This is a genomic window from Terrabacter sp. 2RAF25 (assembly GCF_052115265.1).
Lineage (GTDB): Bacteria > Actinomycetota > Actinomycetes > Actinomycetales > Dermatophilaceae > Terrabacter.
In genome coordinates, this window is record NZ_JBFRGJ010000002.1 from 178,165 (window position 1) to 203,619 (window position 25,455).

The following is a 25,455-nucleotide window of genomic DNA, read 5'->3' on the forward strand; positions in this document are numbered from 1 at the left end:
GGCGAGGTCACTCGCCGCGCTTGGTGAAGCCGGCCCGACGGGCCGCCTCCTCGCTGTAGAACCAGACGTCCGGCTCGGCGTCGTCATAGCCCTCGTCGTCGGGCCCGAGGAAGGTCGTGCCCTCCCGGGTGCCCTTGACCGCGTGGCCCAGGGGCTGTGCGCCGTCGCCGATGGGCGCGGCCGAGCCGAGCCCGAAACCACCGTCGACGACCTCGTCGAACTCCGAGATCCGGCGTCCCGTCGAAGCCTTCGAGTCCGTCTCCGTGACGCCAGCGTCGGTACGCGTGTCGCCGGCGTCGGTACGCGTGTCGCCGGCGTCCGTACGCGTGCCCGCTGCGTCGGCGGAGGCAGACGGGCCGGCACCCTCCGCACTGGGCGTCGACTCGGACGTCGGCTGGGACGCCGACCCGGCGACCTTCGCGTCATCGCCCTCGGGGTAGGCAGCGGCGGCCACGTCAGGGGCCGGCTCGGCCTCCTGGCGGCGAGGCTCCTCCGACGTCGAGCCCACCGGCTCGTCCACGTCGGACACCTCGTCACTCTCGTGCGAGTGCGGGGCCATGTCGACGTCGCGGCCCTCGTCTGCGGGTTCGTCGCTCTCCTCCGGACCTCGCTGCCCCGGGGTGGTCGCCCAGGGCTGTCCGCGGTGGTCGCCCGGGTCCGTGGCCGGGGTGCCGCCCTCGGCAACCACCTCGTCGCGATCAGCGAGCGCCGGCACGTCCACGTGGTCCTTGTCGGCGGCAGCCTTGGACTCTGATGCCACACCATCGTCGAGGTCGCCCTCGTCCGTCCCGGCCGCAAGCGTGTCGCCGTCGCCGCGGGTCCCGTCCGTGGTGCTGCGCTCGTCACCCTGCTCGTCAGGCCGCTCGCCCCCACGTGATGCCGCGGCGCCGGCGACCGCGCCGGCCGCTCCGGCACCTGCCACGACTGTGCCTGCACCCGGGCCGTCGGCCGTCGAGTCACGGTCGTCCGATGCGGAGGCTCCGCCCGGCTCAGAGGTCTGCTGCGCCGTCAGCTCGTCGTTCGTCTGCTCGTCCAAGGGGTCACCATCCACGGTGTCGTCGGAGTGGGCACCGGCGTCGCCGGGCTCGTCCTCCGCATACCCAGCCTCGACGTCGGCTCGCGCCGGGGTGATCGCTTCGTCGGAGGTGCTGACCTGGGACACGTCGTCCCGATTCGCCTCGTCGCGAGTGGCCCCGTCGCGAGTGGCCGCGTCGCGTGTGGCCGCGTCGCGTGTGGCCCCGTCACCAACGAGAGCCTCATCGCGAGGGGTCGACTGTCCGACCCCGGGGTCGGAGGGCTCCCATGCGGGCTCCTCGTAGCGGCTGCTCCCCGTCTCTTCAACAGACTCGGCATCCGCCGCGCCGGCGGGCTCCCCAGTGGCGGCCGCCGGAGCGGCTCCGTGCTCCTCACGAGACGCCGAGGGGCGGTCGTCCGAGGTGCCTTCCTCCGGCGTCGAGTCCGATGGCGTACGGCTTGAGCCCGTCGGAGCGAACGGGTTCTCGGCGTCAGCGAGGTCGTCCTCCTCGTCGTCCTCGTGGTTGCCGGCAAAGGCTGCTGCGCCGGCACCTGCTGCGCCGGCTGCTCCGACCGCAGCAGCAGAGGCTGCTCCTCCGCCGCGTCGGGACGAGTCCTCCTGGCCTGCAAGGCGGTTGCCGTCGTCGTCCAGTCGGTAGCCCTCGTCGTCGGTGCGCACGTCGGGGTCGACCCGGTCTGCCTCGCGCTCGAGGTCCGCGTGCTCGGCGTTGGCCGACTCCGCGGCGGCTCGATGCTGCGCAGCCTGCTGCTCGAGGCGTCGGGCCTCTTCGGCGCGTCGCTTCGCCTCGGCGGCCGCACGGTCGGCCTCTGCCTTGGCGTCCTCGGCCATGGCTGCCGTGACCGACGCACGGTCCTGGCTGCCCAGCACCTCAGGTCGACGCTCCTCGACCTTGGCCCGGAGCTCGCCGGCCTCGAACCGGCGGGCCTCGACCTCGCGCCGGCGGCCGGCGTTGACGAAGAGCCAGACGATGATGCCGATGACGATGACCGCCACCGCGATCCACAGAATCAGCTTGACGGTGTCCGACATGTCAATCCCCTCATGGTTTGCGGACCTTCTCGACCGGTCCCCCCGGAAACCTACTGCGAGAGCGCACCCGAGCGGCGGGTAGCGCGCCGTCGGGTGTCGTCAGGCCGCTCGTGCAACGGGTCGCGAATCGCCTTGACCCGGGACGTGGTCCGGACGGGGACCGCGCCGCCACCTGAGCCGGATTCACCCGAGTCAGCCGAGACCGAGCTTCTTCGCCGTGGTCTCGCGCATCTCGACCTTGCGGATCTTGCCGGTGACCGTCATCGGGAACTCGTCGACGATCTCGACGTAGCGCGGGATCTTGTAGTGGGCGAGCTGACCCGTGCAGAACTCGCGCAGCGACTCGGCCGTGAGCGCGGTCGCGCCGTCCTTCATGCGGATCCACGCGCACAGCTCCTCGCCGTACTTCTCGTCCGGGACGCCGATGACCTGGGCGTCGAGGATGTCCGGGTGCGTGTAGAGGAACTCCTCGATCTCACGGGGGTAGACGTTCTCGCCGCCGCGGATCACCATGTCCTTGATGCGACCGGTGATCTCGACGTAGCCGTCGTCGTGCATGACACCGATGTCGCCGGTGTGCATCCACCCGTCGTCGATGGCCTCGGCCGTCTTGTCGGGCTGCTCCCAGTAGCCGAGCATCACCGAGTAGCCCTTCGTCATGAACTCGCCCGCCTGCCCCCGCGGCAGCGTCTCCCCGCTGACGGGGTCGGCGATCTTGATCTCCAGGTGCGGACCGACCCGCCCGACGGTGCCGACCTTCTGCTCGAACGTGTCGTCGGTGCGGTTCTGCGTCGACACCGGGGACGTCTCGGTCATGCCGTAGCAGATCGTCATCTCCTTGATGCCCGCGGCGATGAGCTTCTTCATCAGCTCCGCGGGGCAAGGGGATCCGGCCATGATGCCGGTGCGCACGCTCGACAGGTCGTAGCTGTCGAAGTCGGGCAGGTTCCACTCGGCGATGAACATCGTCGGCACGCCGTAGAGCGAGGTGACCTTCTCGTCCTGGGTGGCGCGCAGCGTGGCAGCGGGGTCGAAGCCGGGAGCGGGGATGACCATGCAGGCACCGTGGGTCGTGCACGCCAGGTTGCCCATGACCATGCCGAAGCAGTGGTAGAAGGGCACCGGGATGCAGACCCGGTCGGCCTCGGTGTAGTCGCACAGCTCGCCGACGAAGTAGCCGTTGTTGAGGATGTTGCGGTGGCTGAGGGTCGCGCCCTTGGGGAATCCCGTTGTGCCAGAGGTGTACTGGATGTTGATCGCATCGGTGTTGCTGAGCCCGCCCTGCACCCGGGCCAGCTCGTCGGCCGACACCTCGTCGGCGTGGGCGAGCAGCTCGTCCCAGTCGTTCGTGCCGATGTAGACCACGCGGCCGAGCCCCGGCACCTCCTCGCGCACCTCCTCGACCATCTGCCGATAGTTGCTGCTCTTGAACGACTCCGCCGATACGAGGGTCGAGATGCCCGCCTGGCCGAGGACGTACTGCAGCTCGTGCGAGCGGTAGCTGGGGTTGATGTTGACGAGGATCGCCCCGATCTTGGCGGTCGCGTACTGCACCAGTGTCCACTCGGAACAGTTCGGCGCCCAGATGCCCACGCGGTCACCGGTGGCAACGCCCACGGCCAGCAGCGCCCGAGCCAACCGGTCGACGTCAGCCTGCAGGGCGGCATACGTCCAGCGCTTGCCCTGCGCGACGTCGACGAGCGCCTCCCGCTCGCCGAAGCGCGCGACGGTCGCGTCGAAGTTGTCGCCGATCGTCTGCTCGATGAGCGGTGGGTCGCTCTCGCCTCGTGTGTGCGACAGCGTGGCGTCGAGGGTGTCGAGAACGTCGGTCATCGGGTGCCTCCGTGCGGCCGTGGACGGTTCACCCACACCCAACCCCGGCGCACCCTCGCGCGCAAGGGATGTCCGGCGTTGCCGTCACCACACCGATCACGTATGCCGTCGGGCGGGCTGCGCCTCCATCTTCAGCTGGGCGGCCCCGTCCCCGTCGAGTAGGGCGAGACCGGCCCGACGCCCGGTGACGAGCAGCAGCAGGCCGGCTGCCGGTCCGGTGATCTCGGGCCCGCTGCCGACCGACCAGTCCGTGTCGGTCGCCGCCAGGTGGTAACCGTCGAGCGGCAGCTGCCGAAACACCGAGCCGGTCCATCCGTGGCGAGTCGCCCAGATGTGGTCGACCGCGATGCCGGCCGCCGTCGGGCGCATGTCGACGTCGATCCCCAGCGGGATCGCCATGTCCTGGGCGTGGACGAGAGTGTCGGACAGGCTGCCCGCTGGAGCGATGAAGGAGTTGTGTCGCCGCGACCCGATGCCTGCCCTGATCCGGGTGATGATCTCGTCGGTGGGCAGGGCCGCCTGCAGGCGCGCGGTGCGGTCGATCGTGCGGTTCAGGGTCACTGCCCCGAGCACGCTGGGGTGTCTGGCCAGGTAGCGCACGATGTCGGGCACGTGCTGACGCTGCAGGGTGAGGTGCGCGGCCACGTGGCGCACCGTCCAGCCCTCGCAGAGCGAGGGGTGGTCCCACTGGTCGGCGGTGAGCCCCTCGAGCATTGCCACCGTGCGGATGCGCTGGTCGTCGATCTCCGACCAGATCAGGTCGAGATCGGCTGCCGTTGCCCTGGATGCCATGTCGATCGCCTTCCGTCACAGATTCTCTCGCTCCGCGGGGTCTGAGCAACCGCTTTGCAGCCGATTCCTTGGCGCTATCATCTAGTTCGATAGGCTGACCAATATAGTTCGGCTTGCTGACTAGTTCAAGAGGTGTGATGACGTCCGAGGCCTCCGAGCCCTTCATCGGCCTGCTCATGTTCATCGCTGCTCGCGATGTCGAGAACCGGGTGGTGGCGGCGATGCGGACTGCGGGCATCCACGACATCACGCTCGCCCAGGCGAGGGTCGCCGCCCGCATCGGACCGCACGGCACCCGCCTGACCGAGCTCGCCGAGCAGGCACAGGTGACGAAACAGACGGCCACCGCGCTCGTCGACCGTCTCGAGGCGGCCGGCTACGTCGAGCGCGTGCCCGACCCCCGCGACGGTCGGGCCCGCCTGGTCCGCCTCACCGACAAGGCCGAGGCACTCACGCCCGTCGCCCGCGGCGAGGAGCGCCGCATCGAGAAGGACTGGGAGGCCCACCTCGGCACACGGCGCATGGGTCAGCTGCGCGAAGCGCTCACGCTCCTGCGCGAGATCACCGACCCCTACCGCGACGAGGTCTGAGCGGGGGGTCACACACCGTGGCTTGACCAACGTCACACGCCGTTCGGGACCTCCGACACTGGGCAGGCCGCGCGGCTCGTCGCAGGCTCGAAGTGTGAGCAGCAGAGCGCCCGAACCGGCCTCGACCGTGAGGCTTCGCCCGCTCGTCCTCCTCGCCGTGGCCCTCCTGACGACGGTCGCCGTCGTCGTGGCCCTGATGGGGCGGACGAGCTCGACTCCGCCGACCGGCGGCTCGCCGCCGACGACACCGACGGCGAGCGCAGCCACCACAACCGCCACAGCGACCGGCACGGCAACCGCGACGTCGGCGACCCCCACCCCCTCGACGGTCACACCGTCCGGCCCGACGGGCTCGGGCACCGCGACGAGCCCAGCGCGCCCCACCGCAACCACGACGCCGCGCGCGACGGCACTGCCGCAGCTACGAACCTTCATCGCCGCTGCGACGCGGATGGACGGGCAGTTGCACGCCGCCGCCAGGGCCATCAACGCCGCCGGGCCGCCCTGGAAGGCAATCAGTCCCGCCCTCGCCCGCACCGTCAACGCCGCGGACATCCATGCGATCGACCGGGCCCTGCCGGCCGGCCTGCCGGACGAGCTGCGCCTCGCGACCTTGATCGTCTACAGCGGCCTGTCCTCGAGGCGAGCCGCGATGGAGAGCTTCACCTACATCCGAACGGCGAAGGAGTACGACCCCTCCTACGGCCACACCGGACCTGAGCAGCTGCTCGCCGAGCTGGCCAACGGCGCTGAGGCCGCCCACCGGTTCGACGCGGACCTGGCCCACCTCGAAGCGGTCGCCCGCTCGTCGCACGCCTTCGCCCGACCGTCCGCCTCGTCACGCGCCGCTGGCGAGCGGTTCCTCGTGATCGACCTGGTGCACAAGGACAACTGGGGCTGTGACTCGCGGGGCGGTGGCGTCGTGACCGACCTGCCGCGCATCCGCTGGACGAGCGCAACTACGGGGGAACTGCGCATGCCCGCGTGGGACTCCGGCATCCCGTTCACCGCGGTGCGCGACTCTGCCGGACGCTACGTCGCGGCCACGCTCACCGTCTGCTGACAGCGCGCGACGCACACGACATACGACAGCCGCGGCATATGGCATACGACAGAAGAGGCCCCGGGCCGCGTCTCCGCGGGCCGGGGCCTCCTGCTTCTGTCTCAACACAGAGTGCACCCGAAGGGATTCGAACCCCTAACCTTCTGATCCGTAGTCAGATGCTCTATCCGTTGAGCTACGGGTGCGTGATCCGCCCTGACGGGCGAACGAGAAGTTACCTTAGCGCCTGCGGTCCGCTTCCACGAAATCGGCCCACGAGGCCGATCCGGCGGCCCGTCTGCGCCCCCTCGACAGCCGCCCTCACACGCCGGCGTGCCGTGTCGTCCGCTCCGGACATCGCTGTGCGGTCGGGTCGTGAAATTCCTGCAAGAAACCGACAGCCCCGCGTCGGATTTCTTGCGCGCCGGCGACGTTGTGAGGCGTCTCACCGCCCGGGCTCTCGCTTGCGGTCAAAGCCGCTGTCGCCGACGCGTACCTTGAAGTCATCACGTCATCTGTTCAGCATGTGGACACCTGCAGCCCGATCCGGGCTCGCCCAGGATCCACGTGGCGGACAGCTTCACACCGGCACGACGTGGTGCCGGGCGGCACCGCGCGCGAAGGGATGGGCCCCGAGTTGACCACGACCCACGAGAAACAGACACACACGACGCATGCTGGCCTGGCCGCGTGGGTCGCCGAGGTCGCCGAGCTGACGCAGCCGCGCGACATCCGCTGGATCACCGGCTCCCCCGAGGAGTGGACCGAGCTGACCGACCAGCTCGTCGAGGCCGGCACGTTCGTCCGTCTCAACGAGAGCAAGAAGCCGAACTCCTTCTACTGCGCGTCCGACCCGAGCGACGTCGCCCGCGTGGAGGGGCAGACCTACATCTGCTCCGTCGACGAGAAGGACGCCGGGCCCACCAACAACTGGATGGCGCCTGACGAGATGAAGGCTCGGATGACCGAGCTGTACCGCGGGTCGATGCAGGGCCGCACGATGTACGTGATCCCCTTCGTGATGGGCCACCTCGACGCGAAGGTCCCGATGTTCGGCGTCGAGATCACCGACTCGGCGTACGTCGTGGTGTCGATGCTCGTCATGGCCCGCTGCGGTGACAAGGTGCTGCGCAAGATCGAGGCCACCGACGCGGCATACGTCCCCGCCCTGCACTCGGTCGGCGCCCCGCTCGCCGAGGGCCAGGCCGACGTGAAGTGGCCGTGCTCCGACACGAAGTACATCGTCCACTTCCCCGAGGAGCGCACCATCTGGAGCTACGGCTCCGGCTACGGCGGCAACGCCCTCCTCGGCAAGAAGTGCTACTCGCTGCGCATCGCCTCGGCGATCGCCCGCGACGAGGGCTGGATGGCCGAGCACATGCTCATCCTCAAGCTGACCTCGCCCAAGGGCTCCGTGCACTACGTCGCGGCCGCGTTCCCGTCCGCCTGCGGCAAGACGAACCTCGCGATGATCACGCCCACCGTGCCCGGCTGGAAGGCCGAGATGGTCGGCGACGACATCGCCTGGATGCGCTTCGGCGACGACGGTCGCCTGTATGCCGTCAACCCGGAGTTCGGCCTCTTCGGCGTCGCACCCGGCACCGGCGCCTCGACCAACCCCAACGCGATGGCCACCATCGAGAAGGGCAACTCGGTCTTCACCAACGTCGCCCTGACCGACGACGGCGACGTGTGGTGGGAGGGCATGACCGACGAGCCCCCGGCGCACCTCACCGACTGGCACGGCAACAGCTGGACGCCCGAGGACGGCAAGGCGGGCACGCTCTCGAGCCACCCGAACAGCCGCTTCTGCACGCCGGCCTCGCAGTGCCCGATGATCGCCCCGGAGTACGACAACCCCGACGGCGTGCCGATCGACGCGATCCTCTTCGGCGGCCGCCGCAAGACGACCGTGCCGCTCGTCTACGAGTCGCGCGACTGGCAGCACGGCACCTTCATCGGCGCCACCCTCTCCTCGGAGACCACCGCCGCCGCCACCGGCGCCGTCGGTGTGGTGCGCCGCGACCCGATGGCGATGCTGCCCTTCATCGGCTACCACGCCGGCGACTACATGAACCACTGGCTCGAGATCGGCAAGAGCGCGGACGCCTCCAAGCTCCCCCGCGTCTTCGGCGTCAACTGGTTCCGTCGCGACGAGGAGGACGGCTCCTTCCTCTGGCCCGGCTTCGGTGAGAACAGCCGTGTGCTCAAGTGGGTGATCGAGCGCCTCGACGGCGATGCCGACGCCGTGGAGACCCCGATCGGGTTCGTGCCGACCGAGGGCGCCCTCGACGTCGACGGCCTCGACCTGACGCCCGAGCAGGTCGCCAAGGCGATCAAGGTCAACGCGTCCGACTGGGAGAAGGAGCTGCCCCTCATCCAGGAGTGGTTCGACAAGTTCGGCGACCAGCTCCCCGCGGAGCTGTGGGCCGAGTTCGACGCCCTCAAGGCCCGCGTCAGCGAGCACTGAGAGGCCGGTCCGCCCCCTGCTTGCCGGTAAGGGTCGGGCGACGTGATGCAGGGCCCGGCACCGACAGGTGCCGGGCCCTCCGTCATGGGGGTACATGGTTCACATGAGCGAGCCGCAGCCCTACACCCGCGACGAGAGCGAAGCCGAACGCATCGACCGCAACTTCGGCGAGCAGCTGCAGGAGCTTCGCATCGCCCAGGCCGGCGTCCAGATCCTCTTCGCGTTCCTGCTGACCATCCCGTTCCAGCAGCGATTCACGACGCTGAGCGACATCCAGCGCACGATCTATGTCATCACGCTCCTCTCCGTCGCCCTCAGCACGCTCGTTTTCATGGCACCGGTCGCGATGCACCGGATGCTCTTCCGCGAAGGGCTCAAGGACTTCGTGGTGCGCCAGACCGACACCCTCATCGGGACCGGGATGTTCTTCCTCGTCATCGGCATCGTCGGCGGCGTCGTGCTCGTGCTCGACGTGCTCCTCTCGCACTCGACCGCGTTCTGGATCGGCGGCGCGATCGCGCTGCTCGCTGCCGTCCTGTGGGTGCTGCTGCCCATGTCACAGCGCCACCGCCAGCGCCAGCGGCGACACCGCGCGGACGCCCCCACCTGAACCGTCGAGAGGCCAATGTTTGCGGGTCGCCGCACCTCGAGAGGCCAATGTCTGCGGCCGGCGTCATGCCGCCTCCTGACAGGAAACGACGTCGGCGGCGGGAGCCGTCGCTGGGGAGTCCCCTCGTTCCTCGGGGACTTCCCAGCTCCTCCCAAATCCCACGGGTTCCAGTAGAACGAGCAGAAGGACCCCCGACGAAAAGCGTGTCGGGGGTCCTTCTGTTCGTTCTGGCGGAGGCGGCGGGATTTGAACCCGCGAGAGGTTTTATCCTCAACCCGCTTAGCAGGCGGGCGCACTAGGCCACTATGCGACGCCTCCGTGCCTGTGATCGCGGCCACCGGGGCGGCGTCGGATGCACGGGCCAGCACAGGCTACCGGCACCGGCGGGCACGGCCCAAACCGGGGTGACCCGGATTGACCGGCGACACATGATCCGATGCGGCATCTATCAGGATCGCAGGGCACAATGTGCTGTCGGCTCGTGCGCGCGAGCCGGTCGAGAGAGGATCCCATGACCCACCCGAACGCGCGAGGTCCCGTTGCGCCCGCGAGCCGAGAGGCCATCCGACGTGAGCTGTCGTCGGGCTTTCGGCGCGCCCTCGGCCTCACCGCTCTCGGCACCGTCGTCCCGGGTGCCGGTCTCACCCAGACCCGCAGCCGCCGCGCCGGCTGGCTGATCCTGCTGGTCGCCATCGTCAGCCTCGGCGTCGGCGGCTACTACGTCATGCGCACGGGCCTCACGAACGCCGCACTCTCGGTGGTGGCGCGCCCCAACGTCCTGCAGGCCCTCGCGGTCGCCTTCGTCGTCGGCGGCATCCTGTGGTGCGGCTCGATCATCCTGACCGCTGTGCAGTCCCGGCCCACCCGGCTCGACCGCGCCCGCACCCGGGCGCTGGCGGCCTTCACGACCCTCATGGTCTTCCTCGTGGCCGGGTCCTCCTTCAAGTTCGCCGAGTACGCCAGCATCACCCAGACCACCGTCGCGCAGGTCTTCGGCAGCACGCCGGTCAAGCCCGGCGTCGGCGCGAAGGTCGCGGAGGGCGACGACCCGTGGGCCGACCAGGCGCGCGTCAACATCCTGCTCCTCGGTTCCGACGCCGGCGTCGGCCGCACCGGCACCCGCACCGACTCGATGATCGTCGCGAGCATCGACACCAAGAGCGGACGCACGGCGCTCATCTCACTGCCCCGCAACCTCCAGCGCGTTCCCCTGCCGAAGACCAGCCCTCTGCGCGGTCTCTACCCGAGCGGCACCTACGGACGGCCGGTCTGCTTCCGCGAGCAGAAGAACGCCAACGACCAGTGCATGCTCAACGCCGTGTGGTCCGAGGTCGACCAGTACCGCCAGGACCACCCCGGCTCCTACTCGGGCGCGGCCCCGGGCCGTGACGAGACGCGCAACGTCATCTCCGAGGTGCTCGGCCTCAAGATCGACCACACGGTCGTCATCGACCTCAAGGGCTTCTCGCAGCTCATCGACGCGATGGGCGGCGTCACGATCAACGTCAAGCTGAGCGGCAACGGCACCAAGCTGCCCATCGGTGGCCACAGCGACGGCAACGGTGGCGTCATCGGCGAGACCGGCTACTTCAGCCCCGGCCGCCAGCACCTCAACGGCAACCTCGCCCTCTGGTACGCCCGCACCCGGGCCGCCGACGACGACAACTTCCGCCAGGCGCGACAGCGCTGCGTGATCCAGGCCGTCGTCAAGCAGGTCGACCCCGCCTCGATGGTCGCGAAGTACCCCGATATCGCCCGGATCGCCCGCGACAACATCTACACCGACATCCCGGCGCAGAACCTGCCCGCCTTCGTCAACCTCATCGAGCGAGTCCAGAAGAGCGGCAAGATCAACAGCCTCGCGCTGACGCAGGTGCCCGACTTCAACTCGGTCCGGCCCGACTACGACGCGATCCACGCCTTCATCAAGAAGGGCATCGCGCCACCGGTCAAGACGCCGACCAGCAGCACCACCTCGACGTCCGGCCCCAAGCCGACCAAGACGCCGTCGTCGTCGCCCACCACCGCGTCCTACGACGAGTGCGGCTGAGCCCAGGCCCCGAGAGGCCTGCGCCCCTCTACACAACAAAGCCCCCGGCCGATGGCCGGGGGCTTTGTCACAAACGACTGAGGTTGGTGTCGCTCGTTGCTGTTGATCTCGTGTGATCAGAGCGGGCGAACTGCGTCGGCCTGCGGGCCCTTCGGACCCTGCGTGACCTCGAACTCGACTCGCTGTGCCTCGTCCAGCGAACGGTAGCCGTTCGACTGGATGGCCGAGTAGTGGACGAAAACGTCGGGGCCGCCGCCGTCCTGGGCGATGAAACCAAAGCCCTTCTCAGCGTTGAACCACTTGACGGTTCCCTGTGCCATACCGGTAACTCTTCCTTCTTTAGCGTGTGGGACAACGCACCTCGCGAATCCCAAGCTGCCGCTTTGACTCCACTCGACGGGCGAACCCACCGAAGCCGACACAGAAATCCCGCCATCGTTGCGGATGACGGGCACCTGCTCGACTACGAGGAACTGCAACTGCAACCGCGACGAACCTAGCAGAATACCGTCCGGTCGGCCCGTCAGACCGATTGCTTTTTGCCCGGTTCACGCGCCGTTCGGCGGGGCTCCCATCGACGGCTCCCGCGGCTCGGCGGGCCGGACGCCTCGGAGAGCCACCTGCTGGGGCCGGTCACCGCGGATCGTGGCCACCATGTCGACCACCCGCCGCGTGGCCCGCACGTCGTGTGCGCGGAAGACGGTGGCTCCGAGCCAGGCCGCGACAGCCGTTGCCGCGAGCGAGCCCTCCAGCCGCTCCTCGGCAGGGAGGTCGAGGGCCTCACCGACGAAGTCCTTGCGCGACATCGCCTGCAGCACAGGGTAGTTCAGCGCGACCACGTCAGCGGTGTGCCGAAGGACCTCGAGCGAGTGCGCCGTCGTCTTGCCGAAGTCGAGGGTCGGGTCGACGAGGATGCGCTCCCTCGGTACGCCGGCTCGCTCGGCCTCGTGGGCACCGTCGGCGAGGGTGCGCACGACGTCTCGAACGACGTCCAGAGGGTCGGCCCCGTAGGTGACGTCGACCGGGTCGGTGCGAGGCGGAAGCCCGCCGGTATGCGAGATGACGTAGCCGGCGCCGATGGCCGACGCGACGTGGACGAGGTCGCGGTCATGGCCGGCCCAGGTGTCGTTGACGAGGTCGACGACGCCCTCGGCCTCTCGGGCCACCTCCGAGCGCCAGGTGTCGAGGCTGAGGATGACGTCGGGGAAGGCGGCGCGCGCCCACTGCAGGAACGGCACGACCCGACGAGTCTCCTCGTCGGCGTCGACGACCTCCCCCTCCTGGCCGGCCCGCACTCCCCCGACGTCGACGAGGTCGGCACCGAGCTCGACGGCGCGGGCCAGAGCTGCCTTCGCCGACTCGAGGTCGTCATGCCGGTTACCGCTGAAGAAGGAGTCGGGCGTGCGGTTGACGATCGCCATCACGGCCGGAGTGGAGGCGTCGAATCGCTTGCCACGCAGGACGAGTGGGTGTGCTGCGGGCAGGTCCAAAGGGGCCAGACGGCTCAGGATCTCGGCGGTCGGTGGCCCGGGATCCGGGTGGGCAGGTCTGGTCACACTGTCGTATCTCACGATGACCGACGAAGGTCAATGGTGGTCAGGAGCATGGTTGCGGAACTGTTATGATTGCCTCGCAGACGTCACCCACGGCCCGGCCATGCTCCCGGTCGGGTCGCGGATGGTCTGCCGGTCCTGATCGTCCCGCAATGACGGTCGACCACCGAGCCCCCAACGACGCGTCGGATGGGGGCTTTGCCATCCAAGGAAACTGAATACAGAGATGTCGTACATCGTGTCGTTCTTCGCGGCCATGAACCGTCCGTCACCCACCCCGCCGGTCGGTCAGTACAACTCCAGCACGACGTTCGAGGAGCGCCTCGGACTGCTCTGAACAGCACGTGCACCCGCTCGCACCGGCAGCGCCGGCTCGAGCACCTGAGAACAAAGGTCTCCGGCTCCCCCGGAGACCTTTTTCATGTCCACGTGCACATCTCGACTCCGGTGGCGGACCTCGGCCGTGAGCGCTTGGATCGGCAGAGCGGGCATGGTCGCCCGCCCATCGACGGGGCTCGGTCGAGCCGAACGAGACACAGGGGCCACCATGCGCGCACGGCCTGGCAGAGCACTCACCACCACCGCGGGTCTCGTCCTCGCTACAGCGCTGGCGCCGGCTGCTGCCAGTGCCGCCGGCGTGCCGGGGTCGCCCGGGTCACCCGACCTGGCGCCGCCCCGACCGTCGCAGTCGGGGGCCGTCGTCGACGCAGAGGGCCGCACCGTGGGCGGCTGGGTCGAGCTCGACTCGTCCTCCGACCCCCGTCCCGCGGCGTCGTCGACCCCGCGACGCTCCCGCGGCCTCCTACGGACGCCAGGACGTCGGCGGTGGCGTGTGGACCTACGGCTCGTACGACGAGAACGGCCAGAAGCACTGCTGGTCGAAGTACTACGACACCTCCTACTACCACTCGGCGACTGCCGTCATGACCACCAGCAAGAAGGTGTACGCGTGGCAGTTCGACCACGCCGACGCGCACATCTCCGAGTCGATCCAGATCGGCGCCCTGTGCAAGGTGTACTGGGCGACCTACCCGTGAGCCGCCGGACGGCCGTGCACTCCCTGGGCGCAGCAGTCGCGTTGGGAGCGGGGTCGATCATCCTGGGCGCGCTGGCGTCGGGCTACGGCGTGCTCTCCCTGCGGCCCGATCCGGGCGTGGTCTGGCTCCGCTACGTCAGCGGCTGGCTCGGGGCGCCTTGGGCCTGGGGATTGCTCGGGCTCGCCCTCGGCTGGGCCGCCGGCCGGACCGTGTCGGCCGTGCTCTCGGCGACCGCCGGCCTGCTCGTGGCCGTCCTCTCGTACTACGTCGCCAAGGCCGCCGTGGGGATCACGCCGTGGCTCGACTGGAACGCCACCTTCTTCTGGTGCGTGGCTGCGCTCGTCACCGGACCCGTGCTGGGGCTGCTCGGGCACCTGGCACGTCGGCCGTCGTGGGTGGCCCTGCCGGCGGCTCTCGTGGCTCCGGCGCTGATGGTCGCAGGGCGTGGACTCCGCGCTGATTCCGGGTTCGTCCCTCGCCCGGGCTCAGCGCTTCCCTTCATCCCGCGCCTCCGCAGATGCTCCGAAGGCGCTCCGCGCCGACGGAGCATCTTGCGGAGGGCGTGGGATTCGAACCCACGATGGGCTATGAACCCATAGCGGTTTTCAAGACCGCCGCACTCGGCCACTATGCGAGCCCTCCAGTGTCCGCGGAAGTCTAACCGGCTGACGACCGGGCGCTGGGCGGGCCCGTCGATTCGAGGTCGTCCGGCGTCACGAACTGCTGCTGATCGCGCAGCTGTTGCGCCTGGACGAGAGGGGCTGGGCGATCTCGCGCCCGATCACAGGACGGTTCAAGGCCCGGCCACCTCAGGTCGCGGACGGCCGAGGGCCCCGGCCGGGTTGCGGTCGGGGCCCTCTTCAGGGAGCGTCCGTGGAGCTCGCGAGCGAGCTGCGCTCAGATGTACATCGCCGGGTCGAGCCACTGGTTCGCGGTGTCGCGCTTCGGGAAGCGGACGACCGCCGGCACGCCGGTGGCCACCGACCCGTTCGGCACGTCCTTGACGACCACCGAGTTGGCGCCGATCTGCACGTCGTCGCCCACCAGCACCGGGCCGAGCACGCGGGCGCCGGCACCGATGGTCACGCGGTTGCCCACGGTCGGGTGCCGCTTGACGTGCTGCATGGAGCGGCCACCCAGGGTCACACCGTGATAGAGCATGACGTCATCGCCGACCTCGGCCGTCTCGCCGATGACGACGCCCATGCCGTGGTCGATGAAGAAGCGCCGGCCCAGCCTGGCAGCAGGGTGGATCTCCACGCCCGTGACCGAGCGCGCGACCGTCGCCAGCACCCGGGCGGGCAGCCGACCGCCCGGCCGCTTCCACAGCTCGTGGATGCCGCGGTGCGCCCAGATCGCATGCAGGCCCGGTGAGGTGAGGGCGACCTCGAGCCGCGAGTTCGCGGCCGGGTCGCGCTCGATCGCCCCGTCGACGTCCTCGACGAAGCGGTCGGCGAGCTTGCGCACGAGACCGAACGGACCGGCATACGTCGGCGGCTCGGCCTCGGGCGCAACGGGCCCGGCGGGCGCACCAGCAGGGACGCCCGCGCCACCCTCACCGCGCACGAGCGTCAGCGGCGGCTCGGCCTGCCTGTGCTTGCGGTCGATCTGGGGTGCGGTGCTCATGCACGTCTCCTTGGTGGCACTGAGGGGTGGTGCGGGACGGCGTCAGTCGACCAGGCCCTCGAAGAGCACCGTGGACAGGTAGCGCTCGCCGAACGACGGGATGATGACGACGATCGTCTTGCCCTTGTTCTCGGGGCGCTGGGCGACCTGGACGGCGGCGGCGATGGCGGCGCCCGAGCTGATGCCGACGAGCAGGCCCTCCTCGGTCGCGGCGCGGCGCGCCCACTTCACGGCGGTGTCGGCGTTGACGTCGATGACCTCGTCGTAGATCGAGGTGTCGAGGATCTCCGGCACGAAGTTGGCGCCGATGCCCTGGATCTTGTGCGGGCCGGGCTGGCCGCCGTTGAGGATCGCGGACTCCTCCGGCTCGACGGCGATGATCTGCACGCCGGGCTTGCGCGCCTTCAGCACCTGGCCGACACCCGTGATGGTGCCCCCCGTGCCGATGCCGGCGACGACGATGTCGACCTCGCCGTCGGTGTCCTTCCAGATCTCCTCCGCGGTCGTCCTGCGGTGGATCTCGGGGTTGGCCTCGTTCGCGAACTGACGCGCCAGCACGCCACCGCGCTCGGCGGCGATCTCGTCGGACTTGGCGACGGCACCCTTCATGCCGGTCGCCGGGTCGGTGAGGACGAGCTCGGCGCCGAAGGCGCGCAGCAGCGCGCGGCGCTCCTTGCTCATCGACTCGGGCATCGTGAGCACGACCTTGTAGCCGCGGGCCGCACCGACCATGGCGAGCGCGATGCCGGTGTTGCCGGAGGTCGCCTCGACGATCGTGCCGCCGGGCTTCAGCTGACCGCTGGCCTCGGCAGCGTCGATGATCGAGACGCCGATGCGGTCCTTGACCGAGTTGGCCGGGTTGTAGAACTCCAGCTTCGCCGCCACCGTCGCCTCGGCTCCGTCGGTGACCTTGTTGAGGCGCACGAGCGGCGTGTTCCCGATGAGCTTGGTGACGTCCTCGTAGATCGGCATTGCTGGGGCCCTTTCGGCTGGGTGCGGCTGGGTGCGCTGGCATCGGTGGACTCTCGGTCCGCTCGGTTGTCTGCGACAACCGAGTCCTCGTTATGCATATTCCAACACACGGTTATCCGTTGCCAAGGGGCCGACCATGATCCGGGCGCTCCACGGCGCGCCGACGACATATGCCGGGTGGCGCCGTGCTCGTACGCGTGGCGTCCGCGCAGAGCCGGCCCTGGAGCCGGCCCTGCGGCATACGTCCTCGGATGCCGTGGCCTTGCGAAGGGACGAGTGTCACGCCGCGACGGCCGTCACATTCACTAAGCGCTTGCTAACTCGTCAGTAGACTCGCCGCCATGACTGCCCTCCAGATCGTCGCCGTCGTCGTCTGTCTCGGCGTGACCGCCGTGGCCGTGGCCCTGCTGGTCAAGACGGTCAACCACTTCCTCGCGACGTTCCGGCTCGGGCAGCCCGAGGACCGCGGTGACGACAAGGGGGCCCGCACGCGCACGCTGCTGCGCGAGTTCCTCGGCCACACCCGCATGTCGCGGCTGCCGGTCGTCGCGGTGGCCCACTGGTTCACGATGGTGAGCTTCGGGGTCCTGTTCTTCACCCTGCTCAATGCGTTCGGGCAGCTGTTCCAGCCGGAGTTCGTGCTGCCGGTGATCGGCCACTTCTTCCTCTACGAGTGGGTCACCGACTTCTTCGCCTTCGCCGGCTTCATCTCGATCGTCCTGCTCATGGCGATCCGGCAGAAGAACCACCCGCGCTCCGCCGCCGGTGAGGACGGCCGCCGCAGCCGCTTCTTCGGGTCCACGTGGTGGCAGGCCTACTACGTCGAGCTGACGATCCTCGGCGTCACCCTCTGCATCGGTCTGCTCCGTGCGCTCGAGTGGACGCTCGCCCGCAAGACCGGCACCGGCATGGACACTGCGCTGCACTTCCCGCTCACCGGCTGGATCGGCAACTTCTTCACGGGTCTGTCGGTCGGCGCGATCGAGAACCTCATCGTCGTCATCGCCGCGATCAAGATCCTGATCAGCTTCGCGTGGATGATCACCATCGCGCTGCAGCCGACGATGGGCGTCGCCTGGCACCGCTTCCTCGCGTTCTTCAACATCTTCTTCAAGCGCCACGCCGACGGCCGCACCAGCCTCGGCGAGCTGCAGCCGATCAAGGTCGGCGGCGAGGTGCTCGACTTCGAGCAGGTCGAGGACCTCGATGAGGACGCCGCGCTCGGGGTCGGCAAGGTCGAGGACTTCACCTGGAAGGGCCTGCTGGACTTCACCACGTGCACCGAGTGCGGCCGCTGCCAGAGCCAGTGCCCGGCGTGGAACACCGACAAGCCGCTCAGCCCGAAGCTGCTCGTGATGGCGCTGCGCGACCACGCGCACGCCAAGTCGCCGTGGCTCCTCGCCTCCGAGGAGGTCCGCGCCGCCGGCATCGACGCCGCCGCCGACAACTTCTCCGACGCCACGAAGGGCGCGGTCGCGACCGAGCAGCTCGTCGGCGAGACCGGCTACGACATCCGCCACCCGCTCACGGCCTACAACCCGCACGGACCTGACGCCGTCATCGACGAGGACGTGTTGTGGTCGTGCACGACGTGCGGAGCCTGCGTCGAGCAGTGCCCTGTCGACATCGAGCATGTCGACGCGATCGTCGACATGCGCCGCTACAAGAACCTCATCGAGTCGGCGTTCCCGTCCGAGCTCAACGGCCTGTTCAAGAACCTCGAGAAGAACAGCAACCCGTGGGGCCTCGCGCCGCGGCTGCGGATGGACTGGGCCAAGGACCTCCCCTTCGAGGTCAAGCAGGTCGGCCAGGACGTCGAGAGCCTGGACGAGGTCGACTACCTCTTCTGGGTCGGCTGCGCGGGCGCCTACGAGGACCGCGCCAAGAAGACGACCCGCGCGGTCGCCGAGCTGCTCGACACCGCGGGCGTCTCCTTCGCGGTGCTCGGCGACGGCGAGGCCTGCACCGGCGACTCCGCCCGCCGCGCCGGCAACGAGTTCCTCTTCCAGATGCTCGCGCAGCAGAACGTCGAGACCCTCAACGAGGTCGGCGCGACGAAGATCGTCGTCACCTGCGCGCACTGCTTCAACACCATCAAGAACGAGTACCCCCAGCTCGGCGGCCAGTACGAGGTGCTGCACCACACGCAGCTGCTCAACCGGCTCGTGCGCGAGAAGCGCCTGACCCCGGTGGCCCGCCCGGGCGAGGCCGCCTCGGCCGGCACCCTCACCGGCGCCGCCTCCACCGGGGCCAAGGTCACCTACCACGACCCGTGCTACCTCGGCCGCCACAACCAGGTCTACGCCCCGCCGCGCGAGCTGCTCCAGATCCTCCCCGGGGTCGAGTACGCCGAGATGGAGCGCTCGAAGGAGAAGTCGTTCTGCTGCGGCGCCGGCGGCGCCCGCATGTGGATGGAGGAGAAGCTCGGCACCCGGATCAACAACAACCGCACCGAGGAGGCCCTCGCCACCGGTGCCGACCGCATCGCCGTCGGCTGCCCCTTCTGCAAGGTGATGCTCACCGACGGCCTCAACGCCGCCGTGCAGGACGGCAAGAAGGCAGAGGGTGAGGTCGAGGTCGTCGACGTGGCCCAGATGCTGCTCGCCGCGGTGCGCCGCAGCGACGGGGGCGGCGAGCCGGCCGAGGCGGAAACGCCTCAGCCCCAGCCGGACCCCGAGCCCGCACCCGTCGCCTGACCCGGCCGGCCGGCATACGCCCCCAGGGCACGAAGAGGCCCCTCCCCGCTCGGGGAGGGGCCTCTTCGTCGATGGTTCGTGCGGTCAGAGGATGCCGCGTGCGTGGAACGCCCGGGTCACCGCCGTGGCGGCCGACGCCCCGTAGAGCCGCCGGGCGGCTGCGACGGTGGCAGTCGCCGCGTCACGGAACGACGTGTCGGCCGTGAAGGCGAACTGCGCCTCGACGATGAGCGTGCTGGCCCTCGTGTCGCCGAGCGCGGTGCGGATGTCCCAGAGCGCCCGCGACCAGATCTCACCGTCGGCGTGCACCTCGCCGATGACGTCCGCCGGGTAGTGCTTGTTGCCGTCCAGGCGACGCAGGCAGTGCGGGACGTCGCTGGTGTACGACGTCGAGTCCCAGTCGGCGACGCACGCCTCGGGGGTCTTCGTCGGGGCGCCGGCGGCCCAGCTCGTCACGACGACGGCGAGGTAGTCGCCGAACGCCTCACCGATGGCGCCGGACTCGGGGCCGGTGCCGAAGCCCGGCACCTGGCCGTCCTGCACCGAGTGGCCGTACTCGTGGACGATGACCTCGCCGTCCTCACCGTCGTCGACGCCGCCCTTGCCGAGGGTGATGTTCGCCTTCGTGTCCTTGAAGAAGGAGTTGTCACCGCCGAACTGGCCGACGCGCACCTCGATCTGTCGCTGGTTGACGGGCCGCAGGGTCGACCCGAACCCGAGGTGCTGGAGGTAGCGCTGCGCAGTTGTCACCCAGTGGTAGCCCATGACCTGCTCGAACTGGTCGGCGTCGCGGTGAAACGCGGGGAAGGCCCCGTCGATGCTGGCGGCGGGCTTGCCCGTCGAGCTCTTGACCGCTGCGTACGCCCCGGTGAGCGTGCCCGACCCGTCGAGGTCGGTGAGCGTGACCCGGTGGTATGCCGGCGCCAACGCCGCGTAGTCGGCGTCCTTCTGGTCGGTGAGCAGCTCGTTGCCGAGGTCCTGGACCGGGTTGGGCAGGAACACGGTGCCGGTGGCTGTGTGGTTGAAGGGCGACGGTGCGCCCTGGGCCCCCTGGACCGGAAGGGACGTGCCGGCGAGCGCTGCTGCGACGACGACCCCGATGCCCACTGCCGTTCGACGTGCGACCATCCGCGTTCCCTTCCTCGGCGCGACGCTGACTCGCGTCAGCGTAGGCCGGTCGGGACCGCTGCGGGGAGTTGCGAGATCCGGAATCTGCGGCACTGCGCCACACCGTGAGAACGCTCTCACAAACTCTTGCCCAACCCGACCCGACGGTGAATCGTGAGCGCATGACTCAACGACGAGATCGACGTGAGCGGCCCTCCCGCGTGCTCCACCGACTGGCATTCGCGGCCCTGGCCGTCGCAACCGCGGCCGTCCCGACCATTGCCGTCGCCGGGGCCGGAGCTGCCCCCGCGCCTTCGTCCGCCGTGGCCGCGGCCACCGCCATCCCCGACCTCGGTGCGGGCACTCTCGTGCTCGACCCGTCCATGTCGACAGCCGAGATCCAGGCCAAGGTGGACGCCGTGGCCGCCGCGCAGGTGTCCAACGAGATGGGCGCGGAACGGCACGCGATCCTCTTCAAACCCGGCACCTACGGCAGCGCCGCCGACCCGCTGAACGTCGAGGTCGGCTACTACACCGAGGTCGCCGGGCTCGGAAAGAACCCGGGCGACGTCGTCATCAACGGATCGGTCTACGTGCACAACCAGTGCACCGCCGGCAGCTGCATCGCCCTCGACAACTTCTGGCGCTCGATGTCCAACCTGACGATCAACGTCAGCAACTCGAGCGCCGGCTGCTACGCCAACGAGTTCTGGGCCGTCTCTCAGGCCGCGCCGCTGCGCCGCGTGCACGTCCAGGGCACGACGACGCTCATGGACTACTGCACGGGGCCGTCCTTCGCGAGCGGCGGGTTCATCGCCGACTCGATGTTCGACGGGACCGTCATCAACGGCTCGCAGCAGCAGTTCTTCGTGCGCAACAGCAGGCTGAACGGCTGGACCAACGGCGTGTGGAACCAGGTCTTCTCCGGCGTCGAGGGCGCGCCCGCCGAATGCTTCCCGGCCGTCCCCAACGGGTGCGGGCCCTACACCACCGTCGACCGCACCCCGGTCAGCCGCGAGAAGCCCTACCTCTACGTCGACGGCAAGGGCGCCTACCGCGTCTTCGTGCCGGCGGCCGCCACCGGCACGAGCGGGGTCTCGTGGGCATCCGGGTCGACCCCCGGGCGCTCGATCGGCATCGACGACTTCTACGTGGCCAAGCCGTCGGACTCGGCGCAGGCGATCAACCGCGAGCTCGCCCGCGGCCGCAACCTGCTGCTGACCCCCGGGGTCTACAACCTCGACCAGACCCTCAAGGTCAAGCATGCCGGTACCGTCGTCCTCGGGCTCGGTCTGGCAAGCCTCACCCCGACCAAGGGACAGGTTGCGATGAGCGTCGCCGACGTACCGGGCGTCGACATCGCCGGCATCACGTTCGACGCCGGGAGGGTCAACTCGCCGGTCCTGCTCCAGATCGGGACCCAGCATGCTGCCGGGACGCCGGCGGCTGGCCGGGCCGGCTGGAGCAGCGGCGCCGACCCGACCGGCCTGCAGGACGTCTTCTTCCGCATCGGTGGCCCGTACGTCGGCAAGGCGACCGTCAGCCTCGAGGTCAACAGCGACCACGTCGTGCTCGACGACATCTGGGCCTGGCGTGCCGACCACGGCAACGGCGTCGGGTGGACGAGCAACACGGCCGACACCGGTCTCGTCGTCAACGGCGACCACGTCACTGCGACAGGGCTTTTCGTCGAGCACTACCAGAAGACCGAGGTCATCTGGAACGGCGAGCACGGGTCGGTCACGTTCTTCCAGAACGAAATGCCCTACGACCCGCCGAGCCAGGTCGCCTGGATGTCACGGCCGGGCCACGATGGCTACCCTGCCCTGCTCGTCGGGTCCGGCGTGAAGAGCTTCTCGGGATCCGGCATGGGGTCCTACAGCTTCTTCAACCAGGGCGTCGACATCTTCGCCGCCAACGCGTTCGAGGTGCCGACAACCCCCGGGGTGCGCCTGCACGACCTGCTGACGATCTTCCTCGACCCGTCCAAAGGCAAGGGTGGGATCCGCAACGTCGTCAACGGCGTGGGCGGCTCGTCCACCATCGCCAACCCGGATGTGCCGGTCACCGTCGTCGACTACCCCTGATGGCAACGCCGCCCGGCCCCGCGGTCCTTGGGCCGCCGGGCCGGGAGGGCACCACCCCGCAGCTGTTGGCTCGGCCCGGTCCTACGATGGGCCGGTGAGTGCCGACCTGACTGCCGTCGCCCGTGACCTCGCCCCCACCGGGGCGCTTCGAGCCTCCATCAACCTCGGCAACGCGGTGCTCGCCCAGGGCACGCTCGACGAGCCGCGAGGCGTGACGGTCGACATCGCCCACGTCGTCGGCGAACGCCTCGGCGTGCCGGTCGAGCTCGTCACGTTCGACGGGGCGCGGAAGTCGTTCGAGGCCATGGCGACCGGCGCTGCCGACATCTGCTTCCTCGCCATCGACCCCGTCCGTGAGGCCGAGGTCGCGTTCACCGAGCCGTACGTCGTCATCGAGGGCGCCTATGTCGTGCCCGCGGCCTCGGCCCTGCGCACCGTCGACGACGTCGACACCGACGGGGTCCGCGTCGCGGTCAAGGCCGGCTCGGCGTACGACCTGCACCTCACCCGCGCCCTGCAGCACGCCACGCTCGTCCGCAACGACGTCGGCGTCGCCTCACTCGTCTCCGAGCCCCTGGAGGCCGGGGCCGGCATCCGTGAAGCCGTCACCGCGTTCGCCGAGGCGAACTCCGGCTTCCGCGTCGTCGACGGTGCGTTCATGCAGATCCGGCAGGCAGTGGGCACGACCCGTACGCGTTCGGCCGAGTCCGTCGCCTTCCTCCGCGAGCTGGTCGAGGAGCTCAAGGCGAGCGGGTTCGTCGCGGACGCGCTCGAGCGCGCCGGCCAACGGCGCGAGGCCGCGGCGCCCCCTGCCTGAGCCCGACGGCATACGCCCCCGGGCCTGACGAGGATGGAGGTCCGCACCGGGGGCAACGGGTGCGGACCTCCGGTCTGACGAGTTCGCCTGCACCTCAGCCGGTTCGGTTGACTCTGGGCGCCTCGAGCCCGAGCGCGGCAGTCTCCTCGTCGGAGAAGAGCCGCGAGCGAATGAGGAACCGCACACCCTCCGGAGCCTCGACGGAGAAGCCACTGCCGCGGCCAAGCACGACGTCGACCGTGAGGTGGGTGTGCTTCCAGTACGCGTACTGGGAGACCGACATCCAGAAGCCGATCGGCGCCCGGACCCGGTCGACGTGGAGGTCGGCCAGGTGCACGTCGGCCTCGCTCGTGATGAAGTCCCCGGCCGGGTAGCACATGGGAGAGCTGCCGTCGCAGCAGCCACCGGACTGGTGGAACATCAACGGACCGTGGATCCCGGTGAGACGGCGGAGCAGGTCCGCCGCCTCACCGGTGAGGTCGACCCGGCGGGGGGAAGCCGAAGGCGCACCGGGTGCGGCCGTCTCTGCGGGCGTGTTGGCCACGGGGGCCGCCGCGCTCAGAAGAACCCGAGCGCGTCCGGCGAGTAGGAGACGAGGAGGTTCTTCGTCTGCTGGTAGTGGTCGAGCATCATCTTGTGGTTCTCGCGGCCGATGCCCGACTGCTTGTAGCCACCGAACGCGGCGTGCGCCGGGTACTGGTGGTAGCAGTTGGTCCACACGCGACCGGCCTTGATGCCACGACCCATCCGGTAGGCGCGTGAGCCGTCGCGGGTCCAGACGCCGGCCCCGAGGCCGTAGAGCGTGTCGTTGCTGATGGCGAGCGCGTCGGCCTCGTCGCCGAAGCTGGTGAGCGAGACGACGGGACCGAAGATCTCCTCCTGGAAGATCCGCATCGAGTTGTCGCCCTCGAAGACGGTGGGCGCGACGTAGTAGCCCTCGGCGAGGTCGCCGTCGAGCACGTTGCGCTCTCCGCCGGTGAGCACCTTCGCGCCCTCCTGACGGCCGATGTCGAGATAGCTCAGGATCTTCTCGAGCTGGTCGTTGCTCGCCTGGGCTCCCATCGTCGTCTCGGTGTCGAGCGGGTTGCCCTGCTTGATCTTCTCGACGCGGGCCACGGCGTCGGGCACGAAGTCGCTGTAGATCGAGCTCTGCACGAGGGCGCGCGACGGGCAGGTGCAGACCTCGCCCTGGTTGAGGGCGAACATCGTGAAGCCCTCGAGTGCCTTGTCGTAGAAGGCATCCCGCTCCTGGGGCACGTCGTCGAAGAAGACGTTCGGGCTCTTGCCGCCGAGCTCGAGGGTGACCGGGATGATGTTCTGCGACGCGTACTGCATGATCAGGCGCCCGGTCGTCGTCTCGCCGGTGAAGGCGATCTTGGCGATGCGGGGGCTGCTCGCGAGAGGCTTGCCGGCCTCGACGCCGAAGCCGTTGACGACGTTGATGACGCCGGGCGGCAGCAGGTCACCGATGAGCTCGACGACCTTGAGGATCGACCACGGCGTCTGCTCGGCGGGCTTGAGCACGACGCAGTTGCCGGCAGCGAGCGCTGGGGCGAGCTTCCACACGGCCATGAGGATCGGGAAGTTCCACGGGATGATCTGGCCGACGACGCCGAGCGGCTCGTGGAAGTGGTAGGCGACTGTGTTCTCGTCGATCTCCGAGCTCGAACCCTCTTGTCCCCGAAGGACGCCCGCAAAGTAGCGGAAGTGGTCGACGGCCAGCGGCAGGTCGGCGGCGAGGGTCTCGCGGACGGCCTTGCCGTTCTCCCAGGTCTCGGCGACGGCAAGCGCCTCGAGGTTCTGTTCGATGCGGTCGGCGATCCGGTTGAGGATGAGCGAGCGCTCGCCGAGGGAGGTGCGTCCCCAGGCCGGAGCTGCGGCGTGGGCGGCGTCGAGGGCGGCCTCGATGTCCTCCTCGGTGCCGCGGGCGACCTCGCAGAACGGCTTGCCGTTGACCGGCGAGGTGTTCTCGAACCAGAGGCCCTTCTTCGGGTCGACCCAGTTGCCGCCGATGAAGTGGCCGTAGCGGTCGAGCACGGTGACGAGCGAGTCCGGCTGCCCGGGCGGTGCGTAGACGGTCATGGTTGATCTCCCAACATCCTTGGTGG

The 25,455-nt window shown here is 69.5% G+C and carries 19 protein-coding genes and 3 tRNA genes; 9 read left to right on the forward strand and 13 right to left on the reverse strand.

The features are described from left to right. Positions 1-7 precede the first annotated feature (7 nt). The 3 genes from AB4091_RS04080 to AB4091_RS04090 all read right to left on the reverse strand — a co-directional run bounded on the left by AB4091_RS04080 (position 8) and on the right by AB4091_RS04090 (position 4,690). On the reverse strand, positions 8-2,065 hold the full coding sequence (locus tag AB4091_RS04080) for a sunset domain-containing protein (protein ID WP_442290450.1): 2,058 nt from the start codon (positions 2,063-2,065) through the stop codon (positions 8-10). A gap of 192 nt (positions 2,066-2,257) precedes the next feature. After that, positions 2,258-3,898 carry an AMP-binding protein gene (locus tag AB4091_RS04085; protein ID WP_442290451.1) on the reverse strand — a complete coding sequence of 547 codons (1,641 nt, stop codon included), beginning with the start codon at positions 3,896-3,898 and terminating at the stop codon, positions 2,258-2,260. A gap of 96 nt (positions 3,899-3,994) precedes the next feature. After that, the gene (locus AB4091_RS04090; RefSeq protein ID WP_442290452.1) at positions 3,995-4,690 is read right to left on the reverse strand and encodes a maleylpyruvate isomerase family mycothiol-dependent enzyme; all 696 of its coding nucleotides are present in this window, start codon (positions 4,688-4,690) and stop codon (positions 3,995-3,997) included. Positions 4,691-4,827: 137 nt separating this feature from the next. On the opposite strand from AB4091_RS04090, the gene AB4091_RS04095 reads away from it, so the two are divergent. Together AB4091_RS04095 and AB4091_RS04100 are read left to right on the forward strand one after the other, a co-directional pair. Next, complete coding sequence (locus tag AB4091_RS04095; protein WP_442290453.1) at positions 4,828-5,280, forward strand: MarR family winged helix-turn-helix transcriptional regulator; 453 nt, start codon at positions 4,828-4,830, stop codon at positions 5,278-5,280. Between the two features lie 94 nt (positions 5,281-5,374). Next, positions 5,375-6,343 carry a hypothetical protein gene (locus tag AB4091_RS04100; RefSeq protein WP_442290454.1) on the forward strand — a complete coding sequence of 323 codons (969 nt, stop codon included), beginning with the start codon at positions 5,375-5,377 and terminating at the stop codon, positions 6,341-6,343. Between the two features lie 112 nt (positions 6,344-6,455). On the opposite strand, the gene AB4091_RS04105 is transcribed toward AB4091_RS04100, so the two are convergent. Beyond that, a tRNA-Arg gene (locus AB4091_RS04105) sits at positions 6,456-6,528 on the reverse strand. Between the two features lie 419 nt (positions 6,529-6,947). Between AB4091_RS04105 and AB4091_RS04110 the strand changes: the two genes are divergently transcribed. Continuing rightward, positions 6,948-8,792: a phosphoenolpyruvate carboxykinase (GTP) gene (locus AB4091_RS04110; protein ID WP_442290455.1), complete on the forward strand. Its 1,845-nt coding sequence runs from the start codon at positions 6,948-6,950 to the stop codon at positions 8,790-8,792. 103 nt (positions 8,793-8,895) lie between these two features. After that, a complete protein-coding gene (locus tag AB4091_RS04115; protein WP_442290456.1) occupies positions 8,896-9,402 on the forward strand; it encodes a DUF6328 family protein in 507 nt (168 codons plus the stop codon). 228 nt (positions 9,403-9,630) lie between these two features. On the opposite strand, the gene AB4091_RS04120 is transcribed toward AB4091_RS04115, so the two are convergent. Next, positions 9,631-9,720: transfer RNA gene (locus tag AB4091_RS04120), tRNA-Ser, on the reverse strand. A 193-nt stretch (positions 9,721-9,913) separates the two neighbouring features. Here AB4091_RS04120 and AB4091_RS04125 point away from each other — a divergent pair. After that, a complete protein-coding gene (locus AB4091_RS04125) occupies positions 9,914-11,452 on the forward strand; it encodes an LCP family protein (RefSeq protein ID WP_442290457.1) in 1,539 nt (512 codons plus the stop codon). Positions 11,453-11,568: 116 nt separating this feature from the next. Here the strand turns inward: AB4091_RS04125 and AB4091_RS04130 are convergent, their stop codons facing one another. Both AB4091_RS04130 and folP read right to left on the reverse strand, forming a co-directional pair. Continuing rightward, the gene (locus tag AB4091_RS04130; protein ID WP_013491183.1) at positions 11,569-11,772 is read right to left on the reverse strand and encodes a cold-shock protein; all 204 of its coding nucleotides are present in this window, start codon (positions 11,770-11,772) and stop codon (positions 11,569-11,571) included. 228 nt (positions 11,773-12,000) lie between these two features. Next, positions 12,001-12,873 carry a dihydropteroate synthase gene (folP, locus tag AB4091_RS04135; RefSeq protein WP_442291388.1) on the reverse strand — a complete coding sequence of 291 codons (873 nt, stop codon included), beginning with the start codon at positions 12,871-12,873 and terminating at the stop codon, positions 12,001-12,003. Positions 12,874-13,835: 962 nt separating this feature from the next. Here folP and AB4091_RS04140 point away from each other — a divergent pair. Then, positions 13,836-14,042, forward strand: a complete 207-nt coding sequence (locus tag AB4091_RS04140) for a lactococcin 972 family bacteriocin (protein ID WP_442290458.1) — start codon at positions 13,836-13,838, stop codon at positions 14,040-14,042. Positions 14,043-14,596: 554 nt separating this feature from the next. Here AB4091_RS04140 and AB4091_RS04145 read toward each other — a convergent pair. The 3 genes from AB4091_RS04145 to cysK form a co-directional block, all read right to left on the reverse strand. Continuing rightward, positions 14,597-14,684 (reverse strand) — tRNA-Ser (locus AB4091_RS04145). A gap of 255 nt (positions 14,685-14,939) precedes the next feature. Continuing rightward, entirely contained in the window at positions 14,940-15,668 is a 729-nt protein-coding gene (gene epsC / locus AB4091_RS04150; RefSeq protein WP_442290459.1) for a serine O-acetyltransferase EpsC, read from the reverse strand. A gap of 42 nt (positions 15,669-15,710) precedes the next feature. Further along, positions 15,711-16,640 (reverse strand): cysteine synthase A, encoded by a 930-nt coding sequence (gene cysK, locus AB4091_RS04155; protein WP_442290460.1) that lies wholly within the window; start codon positions 16,638-16,640, stop codon positions 15,711-15,713. 341 nt (positions 16,641-16,981) lie between these two features. Here cysK and AB4091_RS04160 point away from each other — a divergent pair, with 341 nt between their 5' ends. After that, positions 16,982-19,336: a heterodisulfide reductase-related iron-sulfur binding cluster gene (locus tag AB4091_RS04160; RefSeq protein WP_442290461.1), complete on the forward strand. Its 2,355-nt coding sequence runs from the start codon at positions 16,982-16,984 to the stop codon at positions 19,334-19,336. An 84-nt stretch (positions 19,337-19,420) separates the two neighbouring features. On the opposite strand, the gene AB4091_RS04165 is transcribed toward AB4091_RS04160, so the two are convergent. Continuing rightward, on the reverse strand, positions 19,421-20,464 hold the full coding sequence (locus AB4091_RS04165) for a M4 family metallopeptidase (protein ID WP_442290462.1): 1,044 nt from the start codon (positions 20,462-20,464) through the stop codon (positions 19,421-19,423). A 161-nt stretch (positions 20,465-20,625) separates the two neighbouring features. Between AB4091_RS04165 and AB4091_RS04170 the strand changes: the two genes are divergently transcribed. Next, complete coding sequence (locus AB4091_RS04170) at positions 20,626-22,530, forward strand: adenylyl cyclase (RefSeq protein WP_442290463.1); 1,905 nt, start codon at positions 20,626-20,628, stop codon at positions 22,528-22,530. A gap of 94 nt (positions 22,531-22,624) precedes the next feature. Beyond that, on the forward strand, positions 22,625-23,347 hold the full coding sequence (locus AB4091_RS04175) for a transporter substrate-binding domain-containing protein (protein WP_442290464.1): 723 nt from the start codon (positions 22,625-22,627) through the stop codon (positions 23,345-23,347). Between the two features lie 94 nt (positions 23,348-23,441). On the opposite strand, the gene AB4091_RS04180 is transcribed toward AB4091_RS04175, so the two are convergent. Together AB4091_RS04180 and exaC are read right to left on the reverse strand one after the other, a co-directional pair. Next, the gene (locus AB4091_RS04180; RefSeq protein WP_442290465.1) at positions 23,442-23,891 is read right to left on the reverse strand and encodes a DUF779 domain-containing protein; all 450 of its coding nucleotides are present in this window, start codon (positions 23,889-23,891) and stop codon (positions 23,442-23,444) included. A gap of 14 nt (positions 23,892-23,905) precedes the next feature. Continuing rightward, a complete protein-coding gene (gene exaC, locus AB4091_RS04185; RefSeq protein WP_442290466.1) occupies positions 23,906-25,429 on the reverse strand; it encodes an acetaldehyde dehydrogenase ExaC in 1,524 nt (507 codons plus the stop codon). Positions 25,430-25,455 lie beyond the last annotated feature (26 nt).